Below are 11,540 nucleotides of genomic sequence, written 5' to 3'. Positions count from 1 at the left end.
CACGTGGCCGGACCCCCGGGACGCCCGCTGCCCCAACTCACCGACCAGAACGCGTTCTTCTGGACCTCGGGGGCGGACGGACGCCTGCGCGTCCAGGAGTGCGCCTCGTGCAGCGCCCTGATCCACCCGCCCCAACCCGTGTGCCGCCACTGCCGCGGCCACGACCTGGGCGTACGGACCGTCTCCGGCCGCGCCACCCTCATCGGCTTCACCGTCAACCACCGCTTCGGTCTGCCCGGCCTCCCCGCCCCGTACGTCGTCGCCCAGGTCGCCCTGGAGGAGGACGACCGCGTCCGGCTCACCACCAACGCGGTCGAGTGCGACCCGGACGCCCTGGTCCTCGGCATGCGCATGGAGGTCGTCTTCGAGCAGGCCGGAGAGGTGTGGCTGCCGCTCTTCCGCCCGGCGGCCGAACAGGGCGAGCCGGCACCACTGCCCAAGGACGAACTCGCCCCGCCCGTACGCCCGATGACCACCACCGAGAAGTTCGAGGACAAGGTCGCCCTCACCGGCATCGGCAGCTCCCGGCTCGGCCGCCGCCTGATGGTCCCGCCCCTCTCCCTCACCGTCGAGGCCTGCGAACAGGCCGTCGCCGACGCCGGGCTCACCCTCGACGACATCGACGGCCTGGCCACCTACCCCGGCGCGGGCCCCTTCGGCGGCTTCGCCGAGGGCGGCATCACCGCCCTGGAGTCCGCCCTCGGCCTCCGCCCCACGTGGCACAACGGCGGCGGCGAGACCTTCGGCCCCGGTGGCTCCCTCATCGCCGCGATGCTCGCCGTGGCCGGCGGACTCGCCCGGCACGTCCTCTGCTTCCGCACCCTGTGGGAGGCGTCCTACGGCGAACTGATCAAACAGGGGCGGCTGCGACCCCCGAGCAGCCCCGACGCCGGCTGGCTCAAGCCCTACGGCGCCACCTCCGCCGCCCACACCCTCGCCCAGAACGCCCAGCGCCACTTCCACAAGTACGGCACCACCCGCGAGACCCTCGGCTGGATCGCCCTCAACCAGCGCGCCAACGCCGCACTCAACCCCACCGCGATCTACCGCGACCCCATGACCATGGACGACTACCTCCGAGCCCGGCCCATCACCACCCCGTTCGGGCTCTACGACTGTGACGTCCCCTGCGACGGAGCGGTCGCCGTCGTCGTCTCCCACGTCGACACCGCCCGGGACCTCGCCCGGCCGCCCGTCCTCGTCGAGGCCGTCGGCACGCAGATCACCGAGCGCCTCGAATGGGACCAGAGCACCCTCACCCACGAACCCCAGGTCATCGGCCAGTCCGCCCACCTGTGGACCCGCACCTCGCTGCGCCCCGACGACGTCGACGTCGCCGAGCTCTACGACGGCTTCACCTTCAACTGCCTGTCCTGGATAGAGGCGTTGGGCTTCTGCGGCATCGGCGAGGCGAAGGACTTCCTGGACGGAGGAAAGAACATCGCCCGCGACGGCGTACTGCCCCTCAACACCCACGGCGGCCAGCTCTCCCACGGCCGCACCCACGGCATGGGACTCGTCCAGGAGGCGATCGTCCAACTCCGCGGCGAGGCCGGACCGCGCCAAGTGCCCGGCGCCCGCGTCGCCGTGGTCAGCTCCGGCGGGCTCACCCCCAGCGGAGTCCTTCTCCTCAGGACGGACACGTGAACCACGGCTCCCTCGACATCGACGGCATCCCCCTGTCGTACCGGGCGAGTTGGGCCCCGCAGCCACGCGCGGTCGTCCTCGCCCTGCACGGCGGCGGCACCGACTCGACGTACTTCGACTGCCCGAACCGCCCCGAACTCTCCCTGCTGCGCACCGGCTTGCCGCTCGGCTTCACCGTGATCGCCCTGGACCGGCCGGGATACGGCGCCTCGCTCACCCACCAGGACAAGCTCACCGACCCCGACCGCCGGGTCGAGCTCATGTACGCCACCCTCGACCGGCTGCTCGCCTCCCGCCCCCACGGCGCCGGCGTGTTCCTCATGGCCCACTCCGCGGGCAGCGAACTGGCCATCCGCATGGCGGCCGAGGAGCGGGGGCAGGCCCTGCTGGGCCTGGAGATCGCGGGCACCGGACGGGACCACCACCCCCGCTTCTCCGCCCGCTGGGCGGAACACGGCGAGCTGGGCATCCGGCGACCCGCGCGCCGCCGGATGCGGGACCTGCTCTGGGGTCCGAGCCACCTGTACCCCCCGGACGTCTTCGGCGGAACCGCGATCGGCGCCGCCTCGCCCGCCTACGAGTTCGAGGCGCGCGCCTGGGTACGGGAGTTCCCCGAACTGGCCGCGCGGGTGCGGATCCCCGTGGGCTACACCCTGGGCGACCACGAAGCGGTCTGGAACTCCGGCCCCGGCGCCCTGGCCGAGATCGCGGCCCTGTTCACCGCCGCACCCAGGGTCCTGACCTACGAACAGCTGGACAGCGGACACAACTTGAGCCTCGGGAACTCGGCACGGGCCTACCACCTGAGAGTCCTCTCCTTCGCCGAGGAGTGCGCGGTGACGCGGGAGCACGCGCACGCCGACTCCTCGCGGGGAAGGGCGGGTTGAGGGACATGGACGACATCGCACTGCTGCTGGTCCGCCTCGTGCTGGGCGTCGTCATGATCGCCCACGGCCTCAACCACTGGCGCGGCGGCGGCCGTATCGAGGGCACCGCCCGCTGGTTCACCGGCCTGGGCCTCAGGAACGGCACCCTCCAGGCCTGGCTGAGCGTCCTCACCGAACTCGGCGCCGGAGCACTGCTGCTGCTCGGCCTGTTCACCCCGCTGGCCTGCGCGGCCGTCGTCTCGGTGATGCTGGTCGCGGGCCTGCTCGCCCACCGCCGCAACGGCTTCTTCGTCTTCAAGGAGGGCTACGAGTACGTCCTCACCCTCGCCGTCGTCGCCCTGGCACTGGCCGTACTGGGACCGGGCGGCGTCTCCGTGGACGAGGCGAGCGGCATCGACGTCACCGGCTGGGCGGGCGGCGCCCTCGCCCTCGGCGCCGCCGTGCTGGCCACGGCCGGACTCCTCGCCGTCTTCTGGCGCCCGCAACCACCCGAGCAGGAGGCACGCTGATGCGAGTCGGATTCATCGGCCTGGGCAGCCAGGGCGCCCCCATGGCCCGCAGGATCGTGGACGCGGGCTTCGAACTGACCCTCTGGGCACGCCGCCCCGCCACCCTCCTCCCCTTCGACGACACCCCCGCCAAGCGCGCCGGGTCGCCCGCCGAACTGGCCTCGGTCAGCGACCTGGTCTGCGTGTGCGTCGTCGACGACGCCGACGTCGAGGAGGTCCTCACCGGCACCTCCGGCGTCCTGAGCGGCCTGCGCCGGGGCGGGGTCGTCGCCGTGCACAGCACCGTCCACCCCGACACCTGCCGCCGCCTCGCCGACCGCGCCCGCACCCACGGGGTCACCCTGATCGACGCCCCCGTGAGCGGCGGCGGACCGGCCGCCGCCGAGGGCCGGCTGGTGGTGATGGCCGGGGGAGAGCAGGGCACCGTCGCCTACTGCCGGCCGGTCTTCGAGACCTACGCCGATCCGGTCGTCCACATGGGCCCGCTGGGCACGGGCCAGGTGGCCAAGCTCCTCAACAACCTCCTGTTCACCGCCAACCTCGCCACCGCCGCGAGCACGCTGGCACTGGGCCGGGACCTGGCCGTCGACCCCGCCGCCCTGGCCCGCGTCGTCTCCCACGGCAGCGGCAGGAGCTTCGCCCTGGACCGGGTCACCTCGGCGGGCGGCACCCTCGACCGCATCGCCGCCCACGCCGGACCGCTGCTCCGCAAGGACGTCCGCCTGGTGAAGGGCGTCGCTACGGCGGCGGGCGCCGCGCCGGGCGTCGTCACGACGGCAGCGGAGGAGGCGCTGACACTGATGAACCAGCCGCGCTGAAACCCGGTGGTGAACGCCGCGGCCCCCTGACTAGGCTCGCGGCGACCCGACCACCCACGCACGGAGAGCGCCCCCACCATGACCAGCCCCCGCCCCACGACGACCCTCTGGCGCCCCACCGGCCCCGTCGAGCTGGATCTGGTCCGCGAGCTCAACTGGCGTGCCTGGCCGCCCCGGCTGCCCGAGCAGCCGATCTTCTACCCCGTCCTGAACGAGGACTACGCCGTGAAGATCGCCCGGGACTGGAACGTCAAGCACGACGGCGCCGGCTACGTGACCCGCTTCGAGGTCGACTCCGAGTTCCTGAGCCGCTACCCCGTCCAGCGGGCGGGCGGCGAGACGATCCTGGAGCTGTGGGTGCCGGCCGAGGAGCTGGAGGAGTTCAACGCGCACATCGTCGGCGAGATCCAGGTCGTCCACGAGTTCCGCTGACCGTGCCCCCTAGGGGCGGGCCAAGTGGCGCATGGTCAGCGCCAGTTGGAGCCGGAACCGGCCCTGCGGGGTGCGCACCGGCCAGCCCAGCAGATGCTCGGCGTGGACCAGACGGTCCTGGAGCGTCGAGTGGTGCACGTTGACCTCCGTGGCGGCCGCCCGCAGACTCGCCGTCGAGGCGACGGCGTGCAGCGTGGCGAGCAGCCAGGGCGTCGTAGCGGCCGCTGACTCCAGTGCGAGGACGTCGGGCGGCGGTTCGGCCCCCGGCGCCACGAGGTCCGCGAGGAGTGCCGTACCACCCAACTCCTCGGCATGGACGATCCGTTGACCGGGGTCCTGGGCGGTGCCCTCCGCGGTGAACCGCAGCGCCGTACGGGCGGCGGCCCAGGACCCCGGAAGGTCGAGCACGGACACGGAAGGACCGACTCCGAGCCGCCCGGTGGGCAGTTCGGCCTCCCGCCGGCCCGGAACGATCCGGGGCGGCCCTTCGACGGCGGCCACCGCACGAGAGGGCAGCGCCGGGTCCAGACCCAGCCGCCGAGCCGCGTGCAACCGGGCGGGCTCGGGGGCCGTGGCATCCAGCAGCGTCTCCACCAGCGCCGGATCGTCGACGGGGGCCCGTCCCCGGGTACGGTCGAGCACCAGCCGCACGGCCCCGGCGGCCCGCTCAAGAATCACCGCGTCCACCACGCTGGGCCCCGCCGCACCTGGTGCCGCGATCCCGGGGCCCGTGACACCGGCGTCCGCCACACCGAGTGCGGCCACGCCGGGGCCGACCATTCCGAGGTCCGCCACACCGGGTGCCGCCACTCGCGGTCCTGCCATCCCGGTGCCCGCCATACCAGGTGGGGTCGTTCCAGGATTTGCCGCCCCGCGCTCCAGCCACAGCGCGGGCGCCCCGTCGGGTGTCAGTGCCGCCCACGGCCAGGCCGGATCCGGCGGCACATCCGACTCGCGGCGCGTGCCGTCGGGCTCCACCCGCACCTGCACCCGCCGGTCCACGTCGACGAGCCGCGCGGGCACCCCCGCGAGTACGGCCGCCCCGCGCACCAGCGCCTCCAGGCCGGCCCGTGACTCGGCCAGCCGGTCGAAGTAGGCGATGACCCGGACGGCGGCACCGGCGTCCGGGTCCAGGGCGGTCAGGCGCCCCGCCAGCTCTTTCATGGGTCCATGGTGCGGCATGCCGGACCCGACCGGGGAGTCCTTGGTTCCACATCGGACGCCGGCCGCCGTCCCGCCGAAGTGATCAAGCGCTCAGAAGCCGCCGCAGCCAGTCCAGATGCGCCGCCCGCGTCCGCTGCGACAGCGCCGCCTGCGGAGCGAAACCGTCGAAGCCGTGGAAGCCGCCCGGCCAGACATGGAGCTCGGCGACCCCGCCCGCCTGCCAGATCCGGGAGGCGTAGGCGACGACCTCGTCGCGGAAGGTCTCCGCCGAACCCACGTCCAGGAAGGCCGGGGGCAGGCCCGACAGGTCGTCGGCGCGGGCCGGGGCGGCGTACGCCGGTACGTCCGGGCCGCCGCGCCGCTCGCCGAGCAGCGCCGTCCAGCCGGTCTCGTTCGCCGTACGGTCCCAGACGCCGAGGCCCGCCATCTGGTGCGAGGACGGGGTGTCGTTGCGGTCGTCCAGCATGGGGCACATCAGCACCTGGCCGAGCGGCCGCGGCCCTCCGCGGTCCCGGGTGAGCAGGGCCAGCGCCGCGCACAGGCCGCCGCCCGCGCTGGCGCCCGCGAGGACGATCCGCTCGGGGTCGGCACCGAGCTCCTCCGCGTGCTCCGCCGTCCACACCAGACCGGCGTACACGTCCTCGATCTGCGCGGGATACGGATCCTCCGGAGCCAGCCGGTACTCCACCGACACCACGACCGCGTCCAGTTCCTTCGCCCAGGCCAGGGGCACATCCACGCCCACCCGGTTGGTGCCGAGGACCATGCCGCCGCCGTGCACGTGGTAGACGACCGGGCGCGGACCCGCGGTCGAAGGCGTCGTGGGGCGGCAGATCAGCAGCGATATCTCGGGCGCGTCCTGCGGCCCCGGCACCGACCGGTCCTCGACCTCGAAGAAGCCGTCGAAGGTCAGATCCAGCTCGGCCAGCATCTGGATGCCCGGTCCCTTACGGATCTGCTCGATGTCCTCCAGGGTCATCCCCGGGGAGATGAACTCCTTGATCAGCTCCAGGGCTCCGGCAAGCTCCGGGTCGAACGGCGGTGGCACCAGGCTCATGTCGTCTCCTCACGCGAGAACGCGGCGGCTCGTGCGGACATGATTCGCGCCCTGCCCGCCGTCCGGGGCGCCGCCGTCCGGCGGAACCTGCCCGCCGTCCGGCGGGTGGCACCGGCGTGACCTGCGAGCTTGCCATGTCCTGACTTTTTGTTCACCTCCCTGAGGTGGCAGGATTCCCCGCCTGAGACCACCCTGTGAGGCCCCCACCCGTACCAGGAGCACCACGTGAACGTCTCCCTCTCCGTCTGGCTGCTGACGGTCGCCGCCCTGTGCGCGCTCATCGCCGTCGACTTCTTCATCGGCCGCAAACCCCACGACGTGTCGATCAAGGAAGCCGGTGTCTGGACGATCGTCTGGGTCACGCTGGCCTGTCTCTTCGGCATCGGCCTGCTCGTCTTCAGCGGCGGCGGACCGGCCGGAGAGTTCTTCGCGGGATTCATCACCGAGAAGTCGCTGAGCGTCGACAACCTCTTCGTCTTCGTCCTGATCATGGCGAAGTTCTCGGTGCCCTCGCAGTACCAGCAGCGCGTCCTGATGGTCGGCGTACTGATCGCCCTGGTGCTGCGCGCCGGGTTCATCGCGGCCGGCGCGGCGATCATCTCGACGTTCTCCTGGGTGTTCTACCTCTTCGGCGCCTTCCTGATCTGGACCGCTTGGAAGCTGATCCAGGACGCCCGCAAGGAGGAGCACGAGGAGGAGTACCAGGAGAACAAGCTCCTCAAGACGGTCGAGAAGCGCTTCGGGGTCGCCGACCGCTACCACGGCACCAAGCTGTGGATCGAGGAGAACGGCAAGCGGGTCATGACCCCGATGCTGGTCGTCATGCTCGCGATCGGCTCCACCGACGTGCTGTTCGCCCTCGACTCCATCCCCGCGATCTACGGACTCACCGACGACCCGTACATCGTCTTCACGGCGAACGCGTTCGCGCTCATGGGGCTGCGCCAGCTGTACTTCCTCATCGGCGGCCTGCTGAAGCGGCTCGTGCACCTCAGCTACGGGCTGTCGATCATCCTCGGCTTCATCGGCGTCAAACTGCTGCTGCACGCCCTGCACGAGTCCGGCGTCCATGTCCCGGAGATCAGCATCCCCTTCTCGCTCGGCTTCATCGTGCTCGTCCTCGCGGTGACGACCTTCACGAGCCTGAGAGCCACCAGGAAGGCGGAGGAGGAGCGCGTCTCCCAGCCATAGTCCTCGACTTACGTCTGCCGTCGACTCACGTCCTTGACTTGGAGAGCACTCGAAGTTCTAGCGTCGTCAGCGTCGGTGAACCCCCGGACGAACGGAGACCACCATGAAGGTGGGCGTGCACATCAACCGGTTCGACCACCCCGGGGGAGGTGCCGCGCTCGCCGCCGAACTCGCCGCCGCGGGCACCGCCGCCGAGGCCGCGGGTCTGAGCTGGCTGTCGGTCATGGACCACTACTTCCAGATGGAGTTCAACGACCGGGCCGAGGACCCCATGCTGGAGGCCTACACGACCCTCGGCTATCTCGCGGGCCGCACCTCGACGGTCCAGCTCGGCGCGCTGGTCACCGGCGTGAGCTACCGCCACCCCGGGCTCCTCGCCAAGATCGCCACCACCCTCGACGTGCTCTCCGGCGGCCGCGCCACCCTCGGGATCGGCGCGGCCTGGTACGGGCGGGAGCACGAGGGACTCGGCGTGCCGTTCCCGCCGGTCGCCGAGCGCTTCGAGCGGCTGGAGGAGACCCTGCGGATCTGTCTCCAGATGTGGGACCCGGAAGCGAACGGCCCGTTCGAGGGCAAGCACTACCGGCTCGCCGAGACGCTGAACGTCCCGGCCCCGGTCAGCGACCCGCGCCCCGAGATCATGATCGGCGGCGGTGGCGAGAAGAAGACGCTCCGGCTGGTCGCCCGCTACGGCGACGCCTGCAACCTCTTCACCACCACCCCGGAGGAGGTCGCGCACAAGCTCGACGTCCTGCGCGGCCACTGCGACACCGAGGGCCGCGACTACGACACGATCCGCAAGACGGTCGCCTACTCCGGCGAACCGCTCGCCACGGGCGACCTCGACGCCTTCACCGCGGACATCACCGGCTACACCAAGCTCGGCATCGACACCGTGATCCTCTCCCCGCGCACGGGGGAGCCGGCGGCGTTCATCGAGCGGTTCGCGGCGCCGGCCGTTCAGCGGCTGGCGGGACTCGACTGAGGGACGGCGGGGCGGCTGCGGGAGACGACGCGCACACCGCTGTCGTCGATCACCCGGACCTGAAGGGAACCGCAGCCGCACCGCGTCCACACCGTGCGACCCGCCCCGGTGGAGTGCCGGGACACCACCTGGAAGGGCTCGGCACCGTCCGGCCATCCGCAGTGCGGGCAGACGGTGCCGACCGGGGTCGTGCCGGTCGTGCCGGTCGTGCTGGTCATGGGAACTCCTCGTACGTCGTGGGCTGGTTGACCGTCGCGACACATCCACAGTGCGGCGAGACATCCGTACACGTCCAGGTTGACTTTCCGGACCGCACCTTGAAGCGTGGACTTCATGATTGACCTGCGCCGGCTTCACGTCCTGCGAGCGGTCGCCCACTACGGCACGGTCACCGCGGCCGCCCGCGCCCTGCACTTCACCCCGTCCGCCGCCTCCCAGCAGATCCGCCAGCTGGCCCGCGACCTCGGCGTCGACCTCCTCGAACCACAGGGGAGAGGGGTACGCCTCACTCCGGCCGCCGAGAGTCTGCTCGCGCACGCCGACGCCATCCAGGCCCGCTGGGAACTGGCCGAACTCGATCTGCGAGCCGAACAGGGCGCGCCGGGCGGGCCGTTGCGGGTGAGCGGCTACCCGGTGGCGATCACGGTGCTGCTGGCGCCTATGGCGGTCCGGTTGCGCGAGCGGTATCCACGGCTGGCCGTGCACATCCAGGAGGCCGATGTGCCGGCGAGCTTCGACCTGCTCTTCGAGGGCGAGGTCGACCTGGCGATCGTCGAGGCCACCCCGTACAACCCGCCGCTGAGCGACGCCCGCTTCGACCAGCAGCCGCTCCTGGACGACCCGTTCGACCTCGTCGTACCCCTCGATCATCCGCTGGCCGGGCGCGAGCGGGTGGATCTGTCGGAGGCGGCGCACGAGGACTGGATCGCTCCGATGCCGGAGAGTCCGTGCCGGACGCACATCATGTCCGCGTGCGGGGAGGCCGGGTTCAGCCCCGCGGTGGTCCACCAGGCCGTGGACTGGAACGTCACGGCCCACCTCGTCGCCCACCGGCTCGGTGTCGCCCTGATCCCGCGGCTGGCCCAGCTGACCCCGCACCTGCCGATCACCCGGGTCGGCTGCACGGGCAACGCCCACCGCAAGTTCCTCACCTGCACCCGGCGGGGCGGCCATGAACGCCCCGCGGTCGAGGCCGCGTTGACGCAGCTGCGGGAGCTGGCGCCGGACGCGGTGGCGTGACGCGCAGTCGGCGGGCATGCGAAAGGGGCCGGAGCTCCCGGAGCCCCGGCCCCTCGCCGTGAAGTGGTGATCAGGCGGCAGCGGCCTCACCGGCGTGGGCGTGCACGCGGGCCACGACCTCGGTCAGCTGCTCGGCGACCTCGGCGTCGTCGGCCGGGTGGGTCTCGGCGAAGCGGACCACGGAGCCGGGGATGGAGAGCTTGACGTCCTCCAGGACCTTGGCACCGGCGATGCCGAGGGCCTTGCGGGTCTCGTCCTGCGCCCACACGCCGCCGAACTGGCCGAACGCGGTGCCGACCACGGCGGCCGGCTTGCCGCCGAAGGCGCCGGCGCCGTACGGGCGGGACAGCCAGTCGATGGCGTTCTTCAGCACGGCCGGGATGGTGCCGTTGTACTCGGGGACGAAGAGCAGGAAGCCGTCGGCGGCCTGGGCGGCCTCACGCAGCTTGGCGGCCTGGGCCGGGACGTTGCCCTCGACGTCGATGTCCTCGTTGTAGAACGGGATCTCGGCCAGGCCCTCGAAGAGCTCGACGGACGCACCCTCGGGCGCGAACTTGACGGCCGCCTCGGCGAGCTGGCGGTTGTGCGAACCGGCGCGAAGGCTGCCGACGAGCGCAAGGATACGAACAGACATGCGAACTCCAAGAATGCTGAAACACTGCCGACATAAACCGGACCGAGGTCCGTTTAACGTTCTAGCATCCTAACCGGACCGCGGTCCAGTTTTGTTCCGCATGCTTTACGCTGTCTTCATGTCCGCCTCCCTGCCGCCCTTTCCGAGGCCGGAAGATCCCTCGGGCGAGGCCGAGTTGTTGCAGCTCGGCACCCCCGAGGACGAGCCGTGCCTGCGCGCCGACGCCGCGCGGAACCGGGCCCGGCTGCTGGAGGCCGCCGCCCTTCTGATCGCCGAGCACGGCGCGGCCGGGGTCACCATGGAGGCGGTGGCCGCCGCGGCGAAGGTCGGCAAGGGCACTGTCTTCCGCCGCTTCGGCGACCGCACCGGACTGCTGATGGCGCTCCTTGACCACTCCTCGCGGAAGCTCCAGGAGGACTTCCTCAGCGGCCCGCCGCCCCTGGGGCCCGGCGCCCCGCCCGTGGAGCGGCTGCGGGCGTTCGGTGTGGCGGTGCTGTACCGCTGGGCCGAGCAGCTGGAGCTCCAGCTGGCCGCCCAGTCGGAGCCCGCCCGCCGCTTCTCGCATCCCTCGCACCGCGCGCTCACGATGCACGTCTCGATCCTGCTGCGCCAGGTCGTGCCCGACGCCGACTGCGATCTGCTGGCGCGGACGCTGATGGCGTACCTCGACCCCGCCCTGGTCCATCACCTGACCAGGGAGTGCGGCATGCCGATGGAACGCCTCGAAGCCGGCTGGACCGACCTGGTCACCCGCCTGACAGGCACCGCCCCGGCCACGTGAGGGGCACCGCCCCGGGCTGCGTGCCGGGTGCCGCCCCGGGCTGCGTGACAGACGTCGCCCCGCTTGCCGTGACAGCCTTGGCCCCGGCCGCGTGAGAGGTGCCGCCCCGGGCTGCGTGACAGACGTCGCCCCGCTTGCCGTGACAGCCTTGGCCCCGGCCGCGTGAGAGGTGCCGCCCCGGGCTGCGTGACAGACG

At 72.0% G+C, this 11,540-nt stretch carries 13 protein-coding genes; 9 read left to right on the top strand and 4 right to left on the bottom strand.

The genetic code is table 11. From position 1 onward, the window contains the following. Positions 1–3: 3 nt before the first annotated feature. From ABZ928_RS05130 to ABZ928_RS05110, 5 genes are all read left to right on the top strand, one after another. Entirely contained in the window at positions 4–1,647 is a 1,644-nt protein-coding gene (locus ABZ928_RS05130) for an OB-fold domain-containing protein (protein WP_361515122.1), read from the top strand. After that, a complete protein-coding gene (locus ABZ928_RS05125) occupies positions 1,644–2,534 on the top strand; it encodes an alpha/beta hydrolase (RefSeq protein WP_361515121.1) in 891 nt (296 codons plus the stop codon). The genes ABZ928_RS05130 and ABZ928_RS05125 overlap by 4 nt, the downstream gene beginning before the upstream one ends. Before the next feature lie 5 nt (positions 2,535–2,539). Beyond that, positions 2,540–3,043: a DoxX family protein gene (locus ABZ928_RS05120; RefSeq protein WP_361515120.1), complete on the top strand. Its 504-nt coding sequence runs from the start codon at positions 2,540–2,542 to the stop codon at positions 3,041–3,043. Next, a complete protein-coding gene (locus tag ABZ928_RS05115; protein WP_361515119.1) occupies positions 3,043–3,861 on the top strand; it encodes an NAD(P)-dependent oxidoreductase in 819 nt (272 codons plus the stop codon). Before ABZ928_RS05120 ends, ABZ928_RS05115 begins: the two co-directional genes overlap by 1 nt. Before the next feature lie 78 nt (positions 3,862–3,939). Then, entirely contained in the window at positions 3,940–4,293 is a 354-nt protein-coding gene (locus ABZ928_RS05110) for a hypothetical protein (RefSeq protein WP_361515118.1), read from the top strand. A 9-nt stretch (positions 4,294–4,302) separates the two neighbouring features. On the opposite strand, the gene ABZ928_RS05105 is transcribed toward ABZ928_RS05110, so the two are convergent. Both ABZ928_RS05105 and ABZ928_RS05100 read right to left on the bottom strand, forming a co-directional pair. Then, positions 4,303–5,457, bottom strand: a complete 1,155-nt coding sequence (locus ABZ928_RS05105; RefSeq protein WP_361515117.1) for a helix-turn-helix domain-containing protein — start codon at positions 5,455–5,457, stop codon at positions 4,303–4,305. Between the two features lie 82 nt (positions 5,458–5,539). Further along, positions 5,540–6,514 (bottom strand): alpha/beta hydrolase, encoded by a 975-nt coding sequence (locus ABZ928_RS05100; RefSeq protein ID WP_361515116.1) that lies wholly within the window; start codon positions 6,512–6,514, stop codon positions 5,540–5,542. Positions 6,515–6,739: 225 nt separating this feature from the next. Between ABZ928_RS05100 and ABZ928_RS05095 the strand changes: the two genes are divergently transcribed. Both ABZ928_RS05095 and ABZ928_RS05090 read left to right on the top strand, forming a co-directional pair. Next, a complete protein-coding gene (locus tag ABZ928_RS05095) occupies positions 6,740–7,705 on the top strand; it encodes a TerC family protein (RefSeq protein WP_361515115.1) in 966 nt (321 codons plus the stop codon). Between the two features lie 103 nt (positions 7,706–7,808). Continuing rightward, a complete protein-coding gene (locus tag ABZ928_RS05090; protein ID WP_361515114.1) occupies positions 7,809–8,690 on the top strand; it encodes an LLM class F420-dependent oxidoreductase in 882 nt (293 codons plus the stop codon). Here the strand turns inward: ABZ928_RS05090 and ABZ928_RS05085 are convergent. Next, positions 8,666–8,908 (bottom strand): hypothetical protein, encoded by a 243-nt coding sequence (locus tag ABZ928_RS05085; protein ID WP_361515113.1) that lies wholly within the window; start codon positions 8,906–8,908, stop codon positions 8,666–8,668. The two genes, ABZ928_RS05090 and ABZ928_RS05085, sit on opposite strands and share 25 nt — an antisense overlap. A gap of 115 nt (positions 8,909–9,023) precedes the next feature. Here ABZ928_RS05085 and ABZ928_RS05080 point away from each other — a divergent pair, with 115 nt between their 5' ends. Next, entirely contained in the window at positions 9,024–9,929 is a 906-nt protein-coding gene (locus ABZ928_RS05080) for a LysR family transcriptional regulator (protein ID WP_361515112.1), read from the top strand. Between the two features lie 70 nt (positions 9,930–9,999). On the opposite strand, the gene ABZ928_RS05075 is transcribed toward ABZ928_RS05080, so the two are convergent. Continuing rightward, positions 10,000–10,563, bottom strand: a complete 564-nt coding sequence (locus ABZ928_RS05075) for an NAD(P)H-dependent oxidoreductase (RefSeq protein WP_361515111.1) — start codon at positions 10,561–10,563, stop codon at positions 10,000–10,002. Positions 10,564–10,663: 100 nt separating this feature from the next. Between ABZ928_RS05075 and ABZ928_RS05070 the strand changes: the two genes are divergently transcribed. Then, positions 10,664–11,344, top strand: coding sequence for a TetR family transcriptional regulator (locus ABZ928_RS05070; RefSeq protein WP_361515110.1), 681 nt, complete (start codon positions 10,664–10,666; stop codon positions 11,342–11,344). The last annotated feature ends 196 nt before the right edge of the window (positions 11,345–11,540 follow it).

The sequence above is a fragment of the Streptomyces sp. NPDC046909 genome, assembly GCF_040644695.1.
Lineage (GTDB): Bacteria > Actinomycetota > Actinomycetes > Streptomycetales > Streptomycetaceae > Streptomyces.
The sequence above is the reverse complement of the archived record's forward strand: the minus strand, read 5'-3'. Positions and strand labels throughout refer to the sequence as shown.

What these genes read in the sequence shown, in the direction of transcription:
- ABZ928_RS05120 (WP_361515120.1), top strand. Translation starts at nt 2,540, where the DNA reads ATGGACGACATCGCACTGCTGCTGGTCCGCCTCGTGCTGGGCGTCGTC.
- ABZ928_RS05115 (WP_361515119.1), top strand. Translation starts at nt 3,043, where the DNA reads ATGCGAGTCGGATTCATCGGCCTGGGCAGCCAGGGCGCCCCCATGGCC.
- ABZ928_RS05110 (WP_361515118.1), top strand. Translation starts at nt 3,940, where the DNA reads ATGACCAGCCCCCGCCCCACGACGACCCTCTGGCGCCCCACCGGCCCC.
- ABZ928_RS05105 (WP_361515117.1), bottom strand. Translation starts at nt 5,457, where the DNA reads ATGAAAGAGCTGGCGGGGCGCCTGACCGCCCTGGACCCGGACGCCGGT.
- ABZ928_RS05100 (WP_361515116.1), bottom strand. Translation starts at nt 6,514, where the DNA reads ATGAGCCTGGTGCCACCGCCGTTCGACCCGGAGCTTGCCGGAGCCCTG.
- ABZ928_RS05090 (WP_361515114.1), top strand. Translation starts at nt 7,809, where the DNA reads ATGAAGGTGGGCGTGCACATCAACCGGTTCGACCACCCCGGGGGAGGT.
- ABZ928_RS05085 (WP_361515113.1), bottom strand. Translation starts at nt 8,908, where the DNA reads ATGACCAGCACGACCGGCACGACCGGCACGACCCCGGTCGGCACCGTC.
- ABZ928_RS05080 (WP_361515112.1), top strand. Translation starts at nt 9,024, where the DNA reads ATGATTGACCTGCGCCGGCTTCACGTCCTGCGAGCGGTCGCCCACTAC.
- ABZ928_RS05075 (WP_361515111.1), bottom strand. Translation starts at nt 10,563, where the DNA reads ATGTCTGTTCGTATCCTTGCGCTCGTCGGCAGCCTTCGCGCCGGTTCG.
- ABZ928_RS05070 (WP_361515110.1), top strand. Translation starts at nt 10,664, where the DNA reads ATGCTTTACGCTGTCTTCATGTCCGCCTCCCTGCCGCCCTTTCCGAGG.